This is a genomic window from Bacillus sp. VA15, assembly GCF_055721145.1.
This window is the reverse complement of the sequence record NZ_JBVQPQ010000001.1, coordinates 602,586-621,355: the sequence shown is the minus strand read 5'-3', so window position 1 is coordinate 621,355 and position 18,770 is coordinate 602,586. Positions and strand designations below refer to the sequence as shown.

Genomic DNA, 18,770 nt, shown 5'->3' with positions numbered 1-18,770 from the left:
TTGATATAATCAATCTCTAAAAACCTTACGGGAGGCGAAAGAAATGGCCAGAAAATTATTCACACCTATTACAATTAAGGATATGACGTTAAAAAACCGCATCGTCATGTCGCCAATGTGCATGTATTCTTCTCATGAAAAGGACGGAAAATTGACGCCGTTCCACATGGCACATTACATATCTCGAGCAATCGGCCAGGTCGGGCTGATTATTGTGGAGGCATCAGCGGTGAATCCTCAAGGACGAATCACAGACCAAGACTTAGGAATTTGGAGCGATGAGCATATCGAAGGCTTTGCCAAACTGACTGAGCATGTCAAAGAACAAGGCTCAAAAATCGGCATTCAGCTTGCCCATGCCGGACGTAAAGCAGAGCTTGAAGGAGATATTTTCGCTCCATCGGCGATTGCGTTTGACGAACAATCAGCAACACCTGTAGAAATGTCAGCAGAAAAAATAAAAGAAACGATCCAGGAATTCAAACAAGCGGCTGCCCGCGCAAAAGAAGCCGGTTTTGATGTGATTGAAATTCATGCGGCGCACGGATATTTAATTCACGAATTTCTATCTCCGCTTTCCAACCACCGCACAGATGAATACGGCGGCTCACCTGAAAACCGCTATCGTTTCTTAAGAGAAGTCATCGAAGAAGTCAAACAAGTATGGGACGGCCCTTTATTTGTCCGTGTATCTGCTTCTGACTATACAGACAAGGGCTTAGATATCGCCGATCACATCGGTTTTGCAAAATGGATGAAGGAGCAGGGTGTTGATTTAATTGACTGCAGCTCAGGCGCCCTTGTTCAAGCAGACATTAACGTATTCCCTGGCTATCAGGTCAGCTTCGCTGAGAAAATCCGTGAACAAGCTGACATGGCAACTGGTGCTGTCGGCATGATTACAGACGGTTCAATGGCTGAAGAAATTCTGCAAAACGGACGTGCCGACCTCATCTTTATCGGCAGAGAGCTTTTGCGTGATCCATTCTTTGCAAGAACTGCTGCGAAACAGCTCAATACAGAGATTCCAGCCCCTGTTCAATACGAAAGAGGCTGGTAATGCCTATAAGAGATATCCTCAACCGGATATCTCTTTTTTTATTTTTAGAGAAACGATCAGCTCTGGTTCTCCGTCTCCCTAGTAGAACCAATTAGAGGAGATGACTCCAATGAACTCAGCTTGGATGGAAAAGACATATAAGATTGACGGATGTTCATTCCATACACAACACCGGAGAGGATCAAACGGTGTAACGATTGTCTTTGAGGCCGGCTACGGTACTTCTTCTGAGACATGGAAACCATTAATGGCGGACATTGATGATGAATTTGGCATTTTCACATATGATCGGGCAGGAATAGGGAAAAGCGGGCAAAGCAGCGCTGAACGAACAGCGGAACAACAGGTGAAAGAATTGGAGAGTTTGCTTAAAGCAGCAGATGTAAAACCTCCATATCTGGCTGTTTCACATTCATACGGAGCTGTCATCACCGGTTTATGGGCCTGCAAAAACAGGTGCGATATTATCGGCATGGTCCTCCTCGATCCAGCTTTAGGAGATTGCGCAAGTTTCTCCTTTATACCTGAAGAAATGCACAAAGCATATACAAAAAAGATAATGCTTGAGGGCACACATGCAGAGTTTTCTAGAAGCCTGCAGGAACTCAAACAGCGGCAAGTCCATTTAGGGAACATGCCTCTCATTGTACTGTCATCAGGTGAACGGACTGCGAAATTCGCTGCTGAACAGGAATGGCAAAACCTGCACACCAGCATCTTGTCTCTATCGAATCAAAGCAGCTGGATTCAAGCTAAAAACAGCTCGCACAACATCCATCATGATGAACCTCATATCGTTCATTTGGCTATTTATGACGTGTGGTGCGCAGCGTGCCAGCAGGCCGCTCCTCTTTATCAGGCAGTCAATTAACATAAAAAAGACCGGGCCGTAAAACGCCCGGTCTTTTTTGTTATTTTGTTTCACGATGAAGGGTATATTTCTTTAAACGCGGTGAATATTTTTTCAGCTCTAAACGGTCTGGGTTGGTGCGTTTATTTTTTGTTGTGATGTAATTTCTGTCTCCCGTTTCAGTGCAGGCTAAAGTAACATTGACTCTCATATTAGCATCTCCTTATAAAGCGTAATGATTACGTTTTATTATACAACGTAATTACAATTTGTCAAATAGGAGCTCTTCCTTCAGCCCCGCGGAACGTTTACCTCTAAGAAATCATACGCTGCCACGCTGTTTGGGAAAACGTCAGCCGCTTCTTTTTGAAGCTCCAGAGAGGCATCTCCCTGATATCTTGCGCTGATATGGGTTAAAATGAGCTTCTTCGCACCGGCTTCTTTCGCTGTTACAGCTGCTTGTTCCGTTGTACTGTGAAAATAATCGTAAGCAAGTTTCCGATCTTCCTTAGCAAAGGTCGCTTCATGAACAAGCACATCACAATCCTTTGCAAGCTCTTTTAGCTTGTCACTTACTCTCGTATCTCCGGAAAGCACAACAGCTCTTCCCTTTTTAGGAGGCTCCAGAAAATCATTCCCATTGATGATGCGTCCGTCTTCAAGCGTTACCGTTTCCCCTTTTTTGATTCTTTGATACACAGGTCCAGGCGGGATATTCATTTCTTTTAATACATCCGCCTTTAAGGAACCTGGTACATCTTTTTCCTGCACACGGTACCCGAAAGCCTCTACTCCATGAATAACAGATACTGCCGTGACAATAAACTGATCGTCTTCAAACACGATTCCTTCTTCGATTTCCTTGATCACAAGCGGATATGTCAAATGGGTTTTCGTGACAGCAAGGCTTGTTTCAATAAACGCCTTGATCCCTTTAGGTCCGTACACCGTCAGCTCGTCCTCTCCCCCTTGAAAGGAACGGCTCCCCAGAAGCCCCGGAAGCCCGTATACATGATCGCCGTGCATGTGGGTAATGAAGATTTTTTCTATTTTACGAGGTTTAATCGTTGTATGTAAAATTTGATGCTGCGTGGCTTCCCCGCAGTCAAACAGCCATACTGAACGCCTTTCTTCAAGCAATTTTAATGCCACCGACGTTACGTTTCTCGTCTTAGCGGGAATGCCGGCTCCCGTCCCTAAAAAAAGTAATTCCACGTTTCTTCCTCCTACTAGAACTAGTTACCTACAAGAATACAGGATCAGGCGCAAAATGTGAATCTTGCCTCTGAAAGGAACAATCCTTTCGTTCTAGAAACATTTTTACGGCATTCTGCAAAAAAAGGGCTTAAATGTTTGCTTTCGTTGAATTTTAGATTTAAAATGAAGGAAATATACGGGGTGTACTAAAATAAAGCTTCGAATAAAGTGAGGTACTTTTAGTGAAAACAAACCAACAACCAAAAGCAGTAATTGTCATATTCGGTGCAACTGGAGATTTAGCTAAACGAAAACTGTATCCGTCTATTCACCGTTTATATCAAAACGGACAAATCGGAGAAGAGTTTGCAGTTGTAGGAGTTGGAAGAAGACCTTGGTCCAATGAGGATCTTCGCCAAACTGTTAAAACATCCATTTCCTCATCTGCAGATAAACATATAGATGATTTCACGTCTCATTTTTACTATCACCCGTTTGACGTGACAAACCCTGGCTCCTATCAAGAGCTTAACGTATTGCTTAACCAGTTGGAAGATACATATCAAATTCCGAACAACAGAATGTTCTACTTGGCAATGGCTCCTGAATTCTTCGGGACAATTGCAAAAACATTAAAATCAGAAGGTGTTACAGCAACAACAGGCTGGTCCCGTCTTGTCATTGAAAAGCCGTTCGGCCATGATCTGCCAAGTGCACAGGCACTAAACAAAGAAATCCGCGAAGCATTTACGGAAGATCAAATTTACAGAATCGACCATTATCTAGGCAAACAAATGGTTCAGAACATTGAAGTGATTCGATTTGCCAATGCGATTTTCGAACCGCTTTGGACAAACCGCTACATCTCAAACATTCAAATCACATCTAGCGAATCACTTGGCGTCGAAGACCGTGCAAGATATTACGAAAAATCAGGCGCCCTGCGCGACATGGTACAAAACCACATTATGCAGATGGTTGCCCTTCTTGCAATGGAGCCGCCGATCAAATTGAACACAGAAGAAATCAGAAGCGAAAAAGTAAAGGTTCTGAGAGCACTGCGCCCTATTGCAAAAGACGAAGTAGATGAGTATTTTGTGCGCGGACAGTATCAAGCCGGTGAAATTGACGGTGTGCCGGTTCCTGCTTATACGGATGAAGATAATGTCGCTCCTGACTCAAATACAGAAACCTTTGTTGCAGGCAAGCTCTTGATCGACAACTTCAGATGGGCTGGTGTTCCATTCTATATCCGCACCGGAAAACGAATGAAAGAAAAGTCCACAAAAATCGTCGTTCAATTTAAGGACATTCCGATGAACCTGTACTACGGCAATGAAAACAACATGAATCCAAACTTGCTTGTCATCCATATTCAGCCTGACGAAGGCATTACGCTATACTTAAACGCTAAAAAGCTTGGCGGGGCAGCACACGCGCAGCCTATCAAACTCGATTACTGCAGCAATTGCAATGACGAGTTGAACACCCCTGAAGCGTATGAAAAATTAATTCATGACTGTCTTCTTGGCGACGCAACAAACTTTGCACACTGGGATGAAGTTGCCCTTTCTTGGAGCTTTGTCGATTCCATTTCTGAAACATGGGCAGCAAACAAAACCTTGTCTCCTAACTACGAGTCAGGCTCTATGGGGCCGAAAGAATCAGATGATCTTTTGGCGAAAGACGGCTTGCACTGGTGGAATATATAATACGAAAAAGCCGAAAATGCTTGTGAGCATTTTCGGCTTTTTTTCAGCTGTCAAGACTGCCTTATCCCTTAAGACATTCTAACATTCAATAAAAAACCCCCAAAGCCCTAAGGCTTCGGGGGTTTCTATTGATTACTTCATCCATTCAGTATGGAAGATACCTTCTTTATCTGTACGCTCATAAGTATGGGCGCCAAAGTAGTCACGCTGCGCTTGGATTAAGTTTGCAGGCAGGACAGCTGTGCGATAGCTGTCATAGTAAGCTAATGCGCTTGAGAATGACGGCACTGGCACACCTTGGGCAACTGCAAGTGAAATCACTTGGCGAAGCGCTCCTTGGTAGCTTTCTACAATATTTTTGAAGTAGCTGTCAAGAAGAAGGTTATCAAGCTCAGGTTCCCGATCGTAAGCTTCTTTGATCTTCTGAAGGAACGCTGCGCGGATGATGCAGCCGCCGCGGAAGATCATAGCGATTTCGCCATATTTCAGATCCCAGTTATATTCTTCAGAAGCAGCTTTCATTTGGGCAAATCCTTGCGCGTAAGAACAGATTTTACTCATGAACAGCGCTTTTCTGACTGCTTCAATCAGCTCTTCTTTATTTTCTGTAACTGGCTTCACGTCTGGTCCTGCGAGAAGGCCGCTCGCTTTCACACGCTCTTCCTTCATAGCTGAGATAAAGCGCGCGAATACAGACTCAGTAATAATTGGAAGCGGAACACCTAAGTCAAGTGCGCTTTGGCTTGTCCATTTTCCTGTTCCTTTTTGGCCTGCTTTATCAAGAATCACATCAACAAGCGGTTTGCCTGTTTCTTCGTCTTTTTTCGTAAAGATGTCAGCTGTAATCTCAATCAAGTAGCTGTCAAGCTCACCTTTATTCCATTCAGCGAAAACTTCGTGAAGCTCATCTGCTGAAAGACCGAGCACCTGTTTCAGAATAAAATAAGATTCAGAAATCAGCTGCATATCTCCGTATTCAATACCGTTATGCACCATTTTTACGTAATGGCCGGCACCGTCGGGACCGATATATGTCGTACAAGGTTCTCCGTCAACTTTTGCAGAAATCGCTTCAAGAATCGGCTTCACAAGCTCATGCGCTTCTTTTTGTCCGCCAGGCATGATAGAAGGCCCTTTAAGCGCTCCTTCTTCTCCGCCGGAAACGCCTGTTCCGATAAAATGAATGCCGCTTTCAGCGAGTTCTTTGTTACGGCGCTGTGTATCTTTATAGTATGTATTTCCGCCGTCAATTAAAATATCATCCTTCTCAAGATGAGGAAGAAGAGATTGAATTGTCGCATCTGTTGCAGTTCCCGCTTTAACCATTAATAAGATTTTACGCGGTGTTTCCAAGGATTGGACAAACTCTTCAATGCTGTATGTGCCAACAACATTTTTTCCTTTTGCCTCCTGCAAAAACTCCTCAGTTTTACTGCTTGATCTGTTGTAAACAGAAACAGAAAATCCCCGGCTTTCGACATTTAAAGCCAGATTTTTACCCATGACCGCAAGTCCGATAACGCCGATTTGTTGTTTTGACATATTCTAACGTCCCTTCTGCAAACGTTTTAATCATTTTAAAATTTAAATTAAAATAAAATGATATTTATAATAAAGAAATTACCATACTTTCACCCTTTTTTTCAAGCAATTCAACTTTTCTTTTCATCCTGAAAAAAATCTTTATTAAAGCTTGTTCCCTTCGTTTTGCTCTCCTCTTTTTTTACCCTTGCTCCTTTTCTGATCAGCTTGGATCCGTACTTTTCATTCAGCTTTTCCATCATCTGCTGAATGGGCTCATCCTTCGCATCTTCATTAAAGCTGAACAAATCAAGCTGCTTATAGGCCTGTTCTTTTTCTACTAAATCCGTTCCGGTAATGCCAAGCAGCCTGACAGGATTTTTATTCCAATGTTTAAAAAAGAGGTGCTCCGCTTCTTTCATAATTTCATTTTTTTGATCGATCGGATTTTTCAGCGTGATGCTTCTGGTGATGGTTTTCCAATCTGCATATCTAATCATAATAAAAAGCTTCGAAGCCATGACTTCCTTGCGCTGTAAACGGTCACTCACGGAAGCGGCAAGCTTTCTGAAAACGCCTAGCAGCTCTTCTTCATCACTGGAATCATGTGAAAGTGTCGATGAATTGCCGACGCTTTTAAATTCGTAAATGCGCTCCGGGTCAACTGGCGCATGGTGAATGCCATTTGCTTTATTTTTAAGGCGCGGCCCATTGATGCCAAGCAAACGCTTCAGCGAGTGTTCATCAGCTGCTGCTAACTCTCCAATCGTATGGATGCCGAGTCCCTTCAGCTTTTCCGCTGTCTTTTTGCCAACTCCGTGCATCTCTCCCACAGGAAGCGGCCAAAGGATATTAGGCACTTGTCTCTTTCTTAAAATCGTAATGCCAAGCGGTTTTTTCATATCAGACGCCATCTTTGCGAGAAATTTATTCGGCGCGATCCCTATGCTTGACGGAAGCAGCAGCTCTTTTTGCAGCCTGCTTTGGATTTCTTTTGCCGTCTCCAGAGCGCGGCTGCTGTATGGTGTATCGGTCATGTCCATATAGCCTTCGTCGATGGAGACAGGCTCCACCAGGTCAGTATATTCGCGGAGAATGTTAAACATCGCTCTTGAAGAGCTTCTATAGCGGTCAAAGTTCGGCGGAAGAACAATGAGCTCAGGACAATTGCGCTTTGCTTCCCAAACCGGCATCGTTGTTTTGACGCCGCGCGCTCTTGCTTCGTAGCTGCATGTTACCACGATGCCCTTTCGCTCCTTTACGTTTCCGGCAACTGCGACCGGCTTCCCCCGGAGAGCCGGATCAAATGCCATTTCCACCGATGCATAGAAACTGTTCATATCAATATGGAAAATAATTCGGCTCTTTCCCTGCATAAACAAATCTCCTTTTCGTTCATTAGACAATGGCTTGTACATATAGTAAAATGAAGGTATTGAATGGATGTGATTACAATGTTTGTGGAATCGATAAATGACGTTTTATTCTTAGTCGATTTTTTCACAATTATTCTTCCGGCTCTGACGGCAATCGGGATTGCATTCCTCTTACGAGAGTGCCGTGCCGGCGAGCACTGGAAATCAAAACGAACAGATGAACATCAGACGGTCTTTCACATTAACCGAACAGACTTTCTTATTATTATATATCATCGCATTACAACTTGGATACGTAAAGTCTTCCGCATGAATTCGCCTGTGAACGATGATGAAGACGCCAGTTCTCTTCTTTTATAAACCGCATTTATAAAAAGGAGGAGAACAAATTGTTAAAAACATATCAAAAACTTTTGGCTATGGGTATCTTTTTGATCGTATTATGCTCGGGCAATGCTGCTTTCGCGGCGACTAATCAGGTGGGAGGCCTCAGCAACGTCGGTTTTTTCCACGACTATTTAATCGAACCGTTTTCCGCTCTGCTTAAGGGTGTTGCCGGGCTGTTTCACGGAGAATACGGACTGTCTATTATTCTCGTAACCATTATTGTGCGTGTCGTTGTACTGCCTTTGTTTGTCAATCAATTTAAAAAACAGCGCATATTCCAAGAGAAAATGGCAGTTATTAAACCTCAGGTTGACAGCATTCAGGCCAAATTGAAAAAGACGAAGGACCCGGAAAAGCAAAAAGAACTGCAAATGGAAATGATGAAGCTGTATCAAGAACACAATATCAATCCGCTTGCCATGGGATGCCTCCCCATGCTGATTCAGTTTCCTATTGTGATTGGGTTTTATTACGCGATTCGCTCTACACCTGAAATTGCGTCACACTCGTTTTTATGGTTCAGTTTAGGACAATCTGACATTCTCGTGTCTCTTAGTGCGGGAGCTATGTACTTTATCCAAGCCTATGTCGCTCAAAAACTGAGCGCGAAATATTCCGCTGTCCCGCAAAACCCGGCAGCGCAGCAATCTGCAAAACTGATGGTGTTCATCTTCCCTGTGATGATGACGATTTTCTCACTTAATGTTCCGGCAGCTCTTCCGCTGTACTGGTTTACAAGCGGACTGTTTTTGACAGTGCAAAACATCGTCCTTCAGATGACGCATCATAAAAGTAAAAAAACAGCCGCTCTTACTGAGCCGGTGAAATAATGAAACAACCCCGAGCGAAAAGCCGGGGTTGTTTTTTTTGTTTCGTCGCACCCTTTTCTGTTATGGCTGAGGCGAAAATGGCCACCCTAAAAAAAACAGCCGTATCCGTTTAAAATGAAGGAAATCGGGAATACCTTTACTCACATCCCTGAAAGGAGGATATACGTGACGGAACGCTTTCTGCAAAAAAATATTTCTGTGCCTGAAGGCATTTGGATCATGAGACAAACCTGGAATGATGTCTTATTTGCCCACTGGCCTGTTGATGTTTCTACCCTTCGCGCTTTGGTACCGCCGGTTTTAGAATTAGATACATATAACGGGCAAGCTTGGATCAGCATGCTTCCCTTTATGCTCACAAACCTGAGGGCGCGTTTTCTTCCTGCCATTCCCGGTGCACGTGCGTTTCCTGAGCTTAACCTCCGCACCTATGTCACTTATAAAGGCAAGCCCGGCATTTATTTTTTCAGCTTAGATGCTGATCATCAGCTGACGGTCCTGGGCGCTCGCACGTTCTTTCATTTGCCTTATTTTTACGCTAATATGAAAGCTGATAAAAACGGTGATGGCATTGACTATGTCAGCAAGCGGAGAGACGACAGAGAAGCAGCATTCCGCGCCGCTTACCGGCCCATTTCAGCTCCTTTTACAGCGGAAGAGGATTCGCTCGATTACTGGCTGACGGAACGATACAGACTCTACACCGTTTATCGCAACAAGCTCTATTATGAAGACATTCATCATCATCCTTGGCTGTTACAAAATGCCGAAGCCGAGTTTTCCGTCAATACGGTGGCTGATGCTCACAACATCGCATTACCAGAGTCAGACCCTTTGCTTCATTACGCTAAAAAACAGGACGTGTTATTTTGGCCGCTTAGGCAATGGCGCTGAATGCAAGAAAAAACCCGATGCGGGCAAGCGCACTCGGGTTTTCCTTTCTTATTTTCCTGCCTCTTCAATAATGGCAACAACCATTTCTGCCGTTTTAACAAGTTCTTCGATCGGCATTTTTTCATTCTTTGTATGAATTTGCTCGTAACCGACAGCAAGATTGACCGTCGGAATGCCATGACCTGCAATAACGTTCGCGTCGCTTCCACCGCCGCTTGTTTGCAGCTCGCTCGGACGTCCGATTTTAGCTGCCGCTTTTTTCGCGATTTCAACAACTTGGTCGCCGTCTTGATATTTGAAGCCTGGATACATGACTTCAATTTCGACTTCTGCGCGTCCGCCCATATCAGCAGCGGCTTCTTCAAAAGCAGCTTTCATTTTTTGAACCTGAGCTTCCATTTTCTCAGGAACTAAAGAGCGTGCTTCAGCAAGAATATGGACTTCGTCGCATACAATGTTTGTTTGTGTGCCGCCTTCAAACCGGCCGATGTTTGCTGTTGTTTCTTCATCGATTCGGCCCAATGGCATTTTCGAAATCGCTTTGCTAGCGATTGTAATGGCTGAAATGCCTTTTTCAGGTTCAACCCCGGCGTGTGCGGTTTTCCCGTAAATTGCCGCTCTTACTTTTGCTTGTGTCGGCGCGGCCACAATGATATTTCCGACTTTTCCGTCTGAGTCAAGGGCATAGCCGTAGGATGCAGTGATCATAGAACGGTCAAGCGCCTTCGCTCCGATCAGTCCTGATTCCTCGCCTACTGTGATGATGAATTCAATCGTGCCATGTTCAATGCTTTCTTCTTTCAGCACTTTAATCGCTTCAAACATTGCAGCCAGCCCCGCTTTATCATCAGCGCCTAAAATCGTAGTGCCGTCTGTTTTAACATAACCATTCTCTACAACCGGTTTTACGCCGTTTCCAGGTACAACTGTGTCCATATGAGATGTAAAATAAATGGTATCTGTTTGTTTTGTTCCTTTTAATGTGCAAATCAGGTTTCCGGCTCCGTGGCCAGTGATATCCATTGTATCGTCTTCCTTTACATCCACACCTAAATCAGAAAATTTTTGTTTCAGCACTTTGCAGATTTCTGCTTCGTGTTTTGTTTCTGAGTCAATTTGGACAAGTTCTAAAAATTCTTCCAGCAGGCGTTTTTCATTCACCATTTGTAAGTCCCTCCATGTTAAAGCGGTATGTTACCGTGCTTTTTTTTCGGTCTCTCTTCTGTCTTATATGCAAGCATGTGAAAAGCTTGAATCAGTCTTTTCCTTGATTCTTCCGGCAAAATGATGTCATCGACCATTCCGCAGGCCGCTGCTTTATATGGCCCGGCGTTTTGCTTTTTGTATTCAGCTGTTTTTTCTCGTTTTGTCTTTTGCGGGTCGGCTGAAGCTCTTATTTCCTTTTCATACAAAATCGATACCGCGCCCTCTGAACCCATCACTGCGATTTCAGCATTTGGCCATGCAAACACAAGGTCCGCTCCGATTGCTTTGCTGTTCATAGCGACATAGGCGCCGCCATACGCTTTTCTGATTATGAGCGTAACTTTTGGGACGGTTGCTTCTGCATAGGCAAACAATAATTTTGCTCCGTGCCTGATAATTCCGTTATGCTCCTGCTGAACACCCGGCAGAAACCCCGGAACATCCTCGACAGTTAGCAGCGGTATATCAAATGCATCACAAAAACGGATAAACCTTGCTGCTTTATCAGCAGCGTCAATCGTCAGGCTGCCCGCCAGATGCTTCGGCTGGCTCGCAACGATGCCGATCGTTTTTTCACCCAGCCTTGCAAATCCAATGACAATGTTTTTCGCAAAAAACGGCTGAATCTCAAAAAAAGACTGCGGATCAGCCAGCTCCTTAATCACCGTCCGAACATCATACGGCTTTGTCGTGTCAGCGGGCACGAGACGGTTTAATAACGGCCTGGAGGCCTCTTTCTCTGGCTTCGTCGCTGCTGTCTGGCCATTCAGCGGCAAATAAGACAGCAGTTTTTTCACTCCTGTCAGAACCTCCTTCTCCGTATGTCCGGAAAAGTGGGCGTTCCCGCTGACGGCATTATGTATTCCCGCTCCGCCTAAGCTCTCCGCATCAACCTGTTCTCCTGTCACTTTTTCAATCACCTTTGGCCCGGTAATAAACATCCGGCCGGTCTGTTCAGCCATAAATATAAAATCTGTGAGTGCCGGAGAATATACAGCGCCTCCAGCGCACGGCCCTAAAATAACCGATATTTGCGGAATGACTCCGGAATATAAGACGTTTCGGTAAAATATGTGACCGTATCCATCTAATGATACCACACCCTCTTGAATTCTCGCACCACCTGAGTCATTCAGCCCGATAATCGGCGCCTTATTTTTTGCTGCCAGGTCCATCAGAGCACAGATTTTTTTGGCATGGGTTTCGCCAAGCGCCCCGCCGAATACAGTGAAGTCTTGCGCAAATACATATACAGAGCGGCCGTCAATTGTCCCGTACCCTGTCACGACCCCATCCCCTAAAATGCGCTGTTCTCTTGTTAACACTTGGCTTTCCATGAAAGAATGCAGCTCGATAAAGCTGTCCTGATCAAGAAGAAACGCGATCCTTTCCCGAGCGGTGAGCTTTCCCTTTTGCCGCTGCTGGGCCAGCTTTTCATGTCCTCCTCCTTGTTCTGCCTGCCCGCGTCTCGTGTATAAATGGTCAATATGCTCATTCATGTTCATTGGTTTGGTCTCCTTTCGGATCGCAAAGCTCTACAAGAACGCCGTTTGTTTCCCGTGGAGAAAGAAATGCAATCTTTTTCCCATTTGCTCCCTGTCTCGGATACCTGTCAATCAATTGAACTTTCCGGTCAGACAATGCTTGAAGCTTTTCAGATAGGCTGTTGCACAAAAACGCAATATGATGCAGCCCCTGCCCTTTCTTCTCCAAAAATAAACGGACGGGGCTGTCAGCTGTCAACGGCTCTATCAGCTCCAGCTTGACGCTTCCTGCTTGAAACAAAGCAACATTCACCTTTTGCTCTTCAACCGTTTCTTGATGAAGAAACGCTAGCCCCAATATATCCTCATAAAAGCTTCTCGCTTCTTCTATCGAAAAAACGGCTATCCCGATATGGTCAAGCCTGTTCATTTTTATCCCTGCTTTCCGCCAATAGATATCGCTTGTCCGTCCATTCAAAACACGCTAAAATATAGACAGATTGTCTAAGGAGTGAAATCATGTCTCAAAAACTGATGAAAAGCGTTTTGATTGTGATTTTGGGAGTTTTTATTCTTTCAAGTGTACTCTCAGGAATCGTCATGTTTTTCTAACGATAAAAAAGCAGGCGGCTCTATTGAATGGGAACATCCTGCTTTTTTATCAGAGCTTTATGCTCGATAGCAATCTCCTCAAAAGAGCGGGTGTCGTCCGTAATCAGCACTCTCGTTCCCACTGGAATCGTTTGAAATAGATGAACGACCTCATCGTTATGCATACGTATACAGCCGTTAGACACAAATTTTCCTATTGAGTCTTCCCTGTTTGTCCCATGAATTCCGTAAATCCGCCCGTCTGTTCCTTTCGCGTCAAATCCGATCCATCTTGCCCCAAGCGGATTGTCAGGAGATCCCCCTTCAATATTTTTCCTTCTGTAGTAAGGATTCACCGCTTTAACCGTTACTGAAAATTCCCCTTCTGGCGTCAGATCGTCTGTTTTTCCGGTCGCCACGCTGTACACGCCTTCTACTTTATTGTCGAGGATGACAGCAAGTTCGTTTGTTCTCTTGTTGACAATGACATACGGATCGCCCGGCAGCGGGTTTTCGCCAAGCGGCCAAATCGGGGAAATCATCATAAAAATCGAACATAAGAAAAAACGCATAAGCTCCTCCTTTTTCATTAGGTTGACCAATGAAGGAAGAGCTCATGCGAATCATGCGAGTGATTTTTGCGCTTTTATTCCTTTAAAATAACTTTTGATTACTAAATATTGTTCCATTTCCCCGAGAAGATGGAAGAGAGCGGCTCTTGCTTCAAATTCCTCTCTTGTCGCCGGGAGCGGCATCTCCTCAAATTCTTTTCTCATATCAGCAAGTCTTTTCAGAAATTTGTACGCTGTATTTCCCGGGTGTATCGCTTCCCGCAAATCGTGAATAAATTCAGCGATCATTTTTCCCTGATCTACCGTAATAGAGATAGAAGTCACTTTAGGGAGAAGGCGTTCGATAATTTCAAATTGCTTTTCTCTCATTTTAAAATAATGATAATGCAGATTTTCGTAGCGCAGAATGTGGTTTTGCACATCTCGGTATGCCAGGTTTTTCGCCTCCGTGATGAGCTGGTGTGTTTCCGGAATTTCTCTTCCAGTCCAATCTTGCTCACCAGTTAACAAATACCGCTCTATTTCCGCGAAAATGACAGCAAAGTTATCCTCTATTTTTTTGCGATAGGCAATCAGCTTCCGGTCAAGGCTAGGCATATACAAGTTCATCAAAAGAGCGACACCGATACCAACCGTAATCAACTGAACTTCATTCCAAATAAAAGCAAGCGTAATGCCGCCGGACATGTATAAATGAAGGATAATAACTGAACTGGTGACAATTCCCTCGTTAATTTTTAAGAGGACGGTTATCGGTATGAATATCAAGAGAAGCGCACCGATAACAAACGGGTGATAGCCAATCAGCTCGAAAAAAAGATAAGAAAAAAGAATTGCCAGACAGCATGCCGCAAAGCGGGCCCACGATGCCTGAAGCGACCGTTTTTGTGTGATTTGAATGCACAAAATGGTGATGATTCCTGCTGATGCGAAGTTTTGCAAGTGCAAAAGCTGGCTTATATAAATAGCCAAAGCTGTTCCAAGCGCGGTCTTTATTGTGCGATAACCAATTTTAAACATGTCGGACTCCATTTCTATTTGTTTCTTCAATAAAAAAGAAGAAGCGATCAGCCTTCTTCTTTTTTTCTATATTCTATAATATTTTCTCTAAAAAGTCCTGCGCTCTTTTGGATTTTGGCGAAAGAAAAAATTCTTTCGGATTGCCGTCCTCGACAATCATTCCTTGATCCATAAATAACACGCGGTCAGCTACTTCTTTTGCGAAACCCATTTCATGCGTGACAATCACCATGGTCATACCGGTTTCGACCAGTTCTTTCATAACCTGGAGCACTTCTTTGACCATCTCCGGATCAAGTGCAGAGGTCGGTTCGTCAAACAGCATGATTTCCGGATTCATTGCAAGAGCCCGGGCGATGGCGACACGCTGTTTTTGTCCGCCAGACAAGCGGTTTGGATAGTCATTTCTCTTTTCAAACAAACCGACTTTGCGGAGCAGTTCTTCGGCTTTTTCCTGTGCAGCCTGTTTTGATTCTTTTTTGACATTGATAGGCGCGTACATGATATTTTCGAGAACCGTTTTGTGCGGAAAGAGATGAAAATGCTGAAAAACCATCCCGATGTTTTCCCGGACCTTTAATGTGTTGGTTTTCGCCTCCGTGATCACCTTGTCTTTGATTGTAATGGTTCCGCCATTAGGCTTTTCCAACAGGTTTAAACAGCGAAGGAACGTTGATTTGCCTGAGCCTGAAGGGCCGATTACGGCAACAACTTCACCTTCGGCGATTGTTGTTGAAATGTTTTTTAATACTTCGTGTTTCCCAAATGATTTTGACAGCTTTTCAATCTTAATCATTGGATTTCAGCTTCCTTTCTACAGCCTTGCCGATAAACGTTAAAATCAGGACAAGCACATAATAAATCAATCCGGCGATAATGAGCGGCTCAAGGTAATTATAAGTGGCGGCGCCAGATTGATAAGCGCGCCTCATGACATCACCAAGCCCGATGACGGTGACGATCGCCGATTCTTTTGTTAACGTAATTAATTCATTTACAATTGCAGGTGATATATTTTTGAAGGCCTGCGGCAACAGCAGATCCTTCATCATTTTGCCGTACGGGACACCAAGTGCGACAGCCGCCTCTTTCTGCCCTTTATCAATGGCGTTGATTCCGGCTCTGATAATTTCCGATACATAAGCGGCGGAATTCAATGACAATGCGACAACCGCAGCCCAAAACTGGTCAATTTGAAAGCCGAGCAGCTGCGGAAGCCCGAAATAGACAATCATAAGCTGCAGCACTAAAGGCGTACCGCGGAACACTGATGTATAAAAATCAGCGATCCAGATCAGTGGGCGGAATGTGCTGATCTTGCATAAGCTTAGCACAATACCGAGTATAAGTCCGATAATGGCTGATACGATAACAATTTTCAAAGTAATTGCCAAGCCTTCTAATATAAAAGGAATTTGGGGGATCGTTGCTGAAAAATCCAAATTCATAGTCTTTGTCTCCTTTTCTTACAGGAAAAAAGATTTCCTATTCAATAAAAAGGCTCAACGAAAAAGTTGAGCCGCTTTTTTTACTTCTCGCCAGTGAACCATTTCTTCTTCAATTTCTCGAGCTCTCCGTTATCTTCCATTTCCTTGAGCGCTTTATTGAATTTGTCTGTCAGTTCACTGTCCTTTCTGAAAGCAATCGCTGAACCGGCTTCCTCCGCTTTCGCATCAGGAATCACGAAGCCTTGCAGGTCGTCATTTGATTTGAAATACCCTTCTGCTACCATGTCTTCGATAATCGCGGCATCAAAGCGGTCAGATTTGATTTCCTGCACTAAATCAGAAATTCTGTTGCGGTCTTCTGTTTTAAAACCATATTCTGGAGAAAGCTCTTTCCCCTTCTCTTCCTGAATAGAGCCAAGCTGAACGCCGACTGTTTTTCCTTTCAGGTCTTTCAGAGATGTAATGCCGCTGTCTTTTTTGCTGACAATCATATGATTCGCTGTGTAGTACACATCGGAAAAATCAACTTGTTTTTTACGCTCAGGCGTCGGTGTCATTCCTGACAGAACCAGATCCACCTGTTTTGATTTCAGCGCTGTAATTAAGCTGTTGAAGTCCATATCCTGCACTTCAATTTCGTAGCCAGTCTTCTTCGCCAGCGCTTTTGCCAACTCTACATCAAAGCCGACAATATTATCGCCTTCTTTATATTCAAACGGTTTGTAATCCGCCGAAGTACCCATAATTAATTTTTTCTTGCCGCCTTCTGAACCTGAATTGCTTGAGCCGCAAGCAGATAATGCAAAAATGATGCAGGCAGCTACAAGTAATAAGAGCCATTTTTTCATGATCCATTTCCCCCATATTCATTACTTTTCGTGTATTTGAATATTTATTCGTTAATTTGTATTTTAAACAGTTTCTTATTTTTATGCAATACTATTTTTAAAAATTATCTTCAAGCTTATTTTTCCAACGGTATTACTAGATAAAAATAGATTCATTGCATAATTGGATTGAATAATCTCTTAATATTTATTCATATCTCTTTGGGATTTTATGCATAAAAAAACCGGGGCCGCTTAGGCACCCGGGTTTTTCGTCTTATACTTCTTCACAATATTCTTCAAAAGCTTCTTGCAGCTTTGCCACTACTGCCATCGGCTCATGGCCTTCAATTTCATGGCGCTCTACCATTTTCATGATTTTTCCGTCTTTCAAAATCGCAAAGGACGGAGAAGATGGCGGATATCCTTCAAAATAGTCACGCGCTCGCGCTGTCGCTTCTTTATCCTGTCCGGCAAAGACGGTAACGAGCTGATCAGGTCTTTTATCATAGTGAACGGAATGGTATGCAGCCGGTCTTGCAATTCCTCCGGCGCATCCGCAAACAGAGTTTACCATGACTAACGTCGTTCCTTTTTTCGTAAGTGCCTCATCCACCTCTTCAGCGGTTTTCAGCTCAGTGTATCCGGCAGCGGTAATTTCTTGTCTCGCTTGGCGGACAATATCATTCATAAATAAATTAAAGTCCATGTTCAATGAAGACCTCTCCTTTTTCATCATCTGTTCTTATGATAGCAAGGAAACGCCCATATCGGCAAATAACATTGCTTGACCGTACACTTTTTTGGTCTCCGTTTACAGCTTACAGAAAAAGGGGATTATATAACCAGATGTAAAATAAAGGAGCAGTTTTGTATGAGCCACCGGAAAGCGTTACTGATTCATAACGGAAATGCCGGCAACAAAAATATAGAAAAAGCGTTAGGGGCTGTGGTACCGGTATTATCACAAGCTTTAGATGAGGTGATCATTAGACAGACAAAGAAAAAAGACGATGCGTATTATTTTTGCCAATCCATTGATGATTCTGTCGACACCGTCTTTATTCTCGGCGGCGACGGTACAGTCCATCAATGCATTAATGGCATCAGCGCTTTAGAAAGAAAGCCTGCGGTCGGGATTTTGCCCGGCGGAACATGCAATGACTTTTCAAGAGTGCTGGGCATCCCTCAAAATCTCGCAAAGGCGGCGGAAGCACTTGTGTCAGGAAAAAAAACAAGCGTAGACGTATGTCAGATGAACGAGCGTTATTTTTTAAATTTCTGGGGGATCGGTCTGATTACAGAAACGTCGAATCAAATCAACGAAACCTCAAAAGCATTATTGGGAAAAATCAGCTATTTTACAAGTGCACTCCGAACAGTCTCATCTGCCGGATCGTTTCCGATGACATTAAAAATTGATGGAAAAGAAATTAAAGAAGAAGCCGTTATGCTGCTAGTTATGAACGGACAATACATTGGAACGAACCGAATTCCCCTGCCGGATGCCAGTATAGATGACGGCTTACTCGATATCCTCATTTGCCGCGGCACCAATCTCTCCGCATTGCTTGAGCTGATGAGCATGGAACAGGGAACAATTGATCGTTTTACCGGAGAGCTGTCCTATATCCAGGCCTCTCGTATCGAAATTGAAACAGACACTGTCAAAAAGGCTGATACAGATGGAGAAGTCTATACTCATACGCCCGCGGTAATTCAAGTCCTGCCGCGGCACATTGATATGCTAGTCCCGTAAAGATTTTGTAAATCCGTTGACTCTCCTCTAAGAGGA

General features: G+C 43.9%; 21 protein-coding genes. 8 read left to right on the top strand and 13 right to left on the bottom strand.

Annotated features, from left to right (window positions below; all coding sequences use genetic code 11):
• The first annotated feature begins 43 nt into the window (after positions 1-43).
• Positions 44-1,060: an NADPH dehydrogenase NamA gene (gene namA, locus AC0DBE_RS03335; RefSeq protein ID WP_072182174.1), complete on the top strand. Its 1,017-nt coding sequence runs from the start codon at positions 44-46 to the stop codon at positions 1,058-1,060.
• Between the two features lie 109 nt (positions 1,061-1,169).
• Positions 1,170-1,931, top strand: coding sequence for an alpha/beta fold hydrolase (locus AC0DBE_RS03330; protein ID WP_472961069.1), 762 nt, complete (start codon positions 1,170-1,172; stop codon positions 1,929-1,931).
• Positions 1,932-1,971: 40 nt separating this feature from the next.
• On the opposite strand, the gene rpmG is transcribed toward AC0DBE_RS03330, so the two are convergent.
• A complete protein-coding gene (gene rpmG, locus AC0DBE_RS03325) occupies positions 1,972-2,121 on the bottom strand; it encodes a 50S ribosomal protein L33 (protein WP_003226511.1) in 150 nt (49 codons plus the stop codon).
• Between the two features lie 80 nt (positions 2,122-2,201).
• Positions 2,202-3,125 (bottom strand): ribonuclease Z, encoded by a 924-nt coding sequence (gene rnz / locus AC0DBE_RS03320; RefSeq protein WP_014114308.1) that lies wholly within the window; start codon positions 3,123-3,125, stop codon positions 2,202-2,204.
• A gap of 224 nt (positions 3,126-3,349) precedes the next feature.
• Between rnz and zwf the strand changes: the two genes are divergently transcribed.
• Positions 3,350-4,819, top strand: coding sequence for a glucose-6-phosphate dehydrogenase (gene zwf / locus AC0DBE_RS03315; protein WP_014114310.1), 1,470 nt, complete (start codon positions 3,350-3,352; stop codon positions 4,817-4,819).
• Positions 4,820-4,951: 132 nt separating this feature from the next.
• On the opposite strand, the gene gndA is transcribed toward zwf, so the two are convergent.
• Complete coding sequence (gene gndA, locus AC0DBE_RS03310; protein WP_472961066.1) at positions 4,952-6,361, bottom strand: NADP-dependent phosphogluconate dehydrogenase; 1,410 nt, start codon at positions 6,359-6,361, stop codon at positions 4,952-4,954.
• Between the two features lie 110 nt (positions 6,362-6,471).
• The gene (locus AC0DBE_RS03305) at positions 6,472-7,716 is read right to left on the bottom strand and encodes a DNA polymerase IV (protein WP_472961064.1); all 1,245 of its coding nucleotides are present in this window, start codon (positions 7,714-7,716) and stop codon (positions 6,472-6,474) included.
• Between the two features lie 72 nt (positions 7,717-7,788).
• On the opposite strand from AC0DBE_RS03305, the gene mifM reads away from it, so the two are divergent.
• The 3 genes from mifM to AC0DBE_RS03290 all read left to right on the top strand — a co-directional run bounded on the left by mifM (position 7,789) and on the right by AC0DBE_RS03290 (position 9,827).
• A complete protein-coding gene (gene mifM / locus AC0DBE_RS03300) occupies positions 7,789-8,076 on the top strand; it encodes a membrane protein insertion/folding monitor MifM (RefSeq protein ID WP_072182058.1) in 288 nt (95 codons plus the stop codon).
• A 29-nt stretch (positions 8,077-8,105) separates the two neighbouring features.
• The gene (locus AC0DBE_RS03295; protein WP_072182025.1) at positions 8,106-8,933 is read left to right on the top strand and encodes a membrane protein insertase YidC; all 828 of its coding nucleotides are present in this window, start codon (positions 8,106-8,108) and stop codon (positions 8,931-8,933) included.
• A gap of 165 nt (positions 8,934-9,098) precedes the next feature.
• Positions 9,099-9,827, top strand: a complete 729-nt coding sequence (locus AC0DBE_RS03290) for a YqjF family protein (protein WP_072182026.1) — start codon at positions 9,099-9,101, stop codon at positions 9,825-9,827.
• Positions 9,828-9,875: 48 nt separating this feature from the next.
• Here the strand turns inward: AC0DBE_RS03290 and AC0DBE_RS03285 are convergent, their stop codons facing one another.
• The 3 genes from AC0DBE_RS03285 to mce are packed head-to-tail and all read right to left on the bottom strand — an operon-like array spanning position 9,876 to position 12,947.
• Positions 9,876-10,991, bottom strand: a complete 1,116-nt coding sequence (locus tag AC0DBE_RS03285) for a tripeptidase T (RefSeq protein ID WP_072182027.1) — start codon at positions 10,989-10,991, stop codon at positions 9,876-9,878.
• A gap of 17 nt (positions 10,992-11,008) precedes the next feature.
• On the bottom strand, positions 11,009-12,532 hold the full coding sequence (locus AC0DBE_RS03280) for an acyl-CoA carboxylase subunit beta (RefSeq protein ID WP_472961345.1): 1,524 nt from the start codon (positions 12,530-12,532) through the stop codon (positions 11,009-11,011).
• Complete coding sequence (gene mce, locus AC0DBE_RS03275) at positions 12,525-12,947, bottom strand: methylmalonyl-CoA epimerase (RefSeq protein ID WP_472961061.1); 423 nt, start codon at positions 12,945-12,947, stop codon at positions 12,525-12,527. Before mce ends, AC0DBE_RS03280 begins: the two co-directional genes overlap by 8 nt.
• Positions 12,948-13,036: 89 nt before the next feature.
• Here mce and prli42 point away from each other — a divergent pair, with 89 nt between their 5' ends.
• The gene (gene prli42 / locus AC0DBE_RS03270) at positions 13,037-13,129 is read left to right on the top strand and encodes a stressosome-associated protein Prli42 (RefSeq protein WP_041520994.1); all 93 of its coding nucleotides are present in this window, start codon (positions 13,037-13,039) and stop codon (positions 13,127-13,129) included.
• A 20-nt stretch (positions 13,130-13,149) separates the two neighbouring features.
• Here prli42 and AC0DBE_RS03265 read toward each other — a convergent pair whose 3' ends face one another.
• From AC0DBE_RS03265 to brxB, 6 genes are all read right to left on the bottom strand, one after another.
• On the bottom strand, positions 13,150-13,680 hold the full coding sequence (locus tag AC0DBE_RS03265; protein ID WP_014114319.1) for a L,D-transpeptidase: 531 nt from the start codon (positions 13,678-13,680) through the stop codon (positions 13,150-13,152).
• 51 nt (positions 13,681-13,731) lie between these two features.
• Positions 13,732-14,700, bottom strand: coding sequence for an aromatic acid exporter family protein (locus tag AC0DBE_RS03260; RefSeq protein WP_061186911.1), 969 nt, complete (start codon positions 14,698-14,700; stop codon positions 13,732-13,734).
• A 73-nt stretch (positions 14,701-14,773) separates the two neighbouring features.
• Positions 14,774-15,496 carry an arginine ABC transporter ATP-binding protein ArtR gene (gene artR / locus AC0DBE_RS03255; RefSeq protein ID WP_014114320.1) on the bottom strand — a complete coding sequence of 241 codons (723 nt, stop codon included), beginning with the start codon at positions 15,494-15,496 and terminating at the stop codon, positions 14,774-14,776.
• Positions 15,489-16,148, bottom strand: a complete 660-nt coding sequence (gene artQ, locus AC0DBE_RS03250) for an arginine ABC transporter permease ArtQ (RefSeq protein ID WP_003226481.1) — start codon at positions 16,146-16,148, stop codon at positions 15,489-15,491. The genes artR and artQ overlap by 8 nt, the downstream gene beginning before the upstream one ends.
• Positions 16,149-16,228: 80 nt before the next feature.
• A complete protein-coding gene (artP, locus tag AC0DBE_RS03245) occupies positions 16,229-16,996 on the bottom strand; it encodes an arginine ABC transporter substrate-binding protein ArtP (RefSeq protein WP_014114321.1) in 768 nt (255 codons plus the stop codon).
• Positions 16,997-17,252: 256 nt separating this feature from the next.
• Complete coding sequence (gene brxB, locus AC0DBE_RS03240) at positions 17,253-17,690, bottom strand: bacilliredoxin BrxB (protein ID WP_003226477.1); 438 nt, start codon at positions 17,688-17,690, stop codon at positions 17,253-17,255.
• A 159-nt stretch (positions 17,691-17,849) separates the two neighbouring features.
• Here brxB and AC0DBE_RS03235 point away from each other — a divergent pair, with 159 nt between their 5' ends.
• A complete protein-coding gene (locus tag AC0DBE_RS03235) occupies positions 17,850-18,734 on the top strand; it encodes a YegS/Rv2252/BmrU family lipid kinase (RefSeq protein ID WP_472961056.1) in 885 nt (294 codons plus the stop codon).
• Positions 18,735-18,770: the final 36 nt, after the last annotated feature.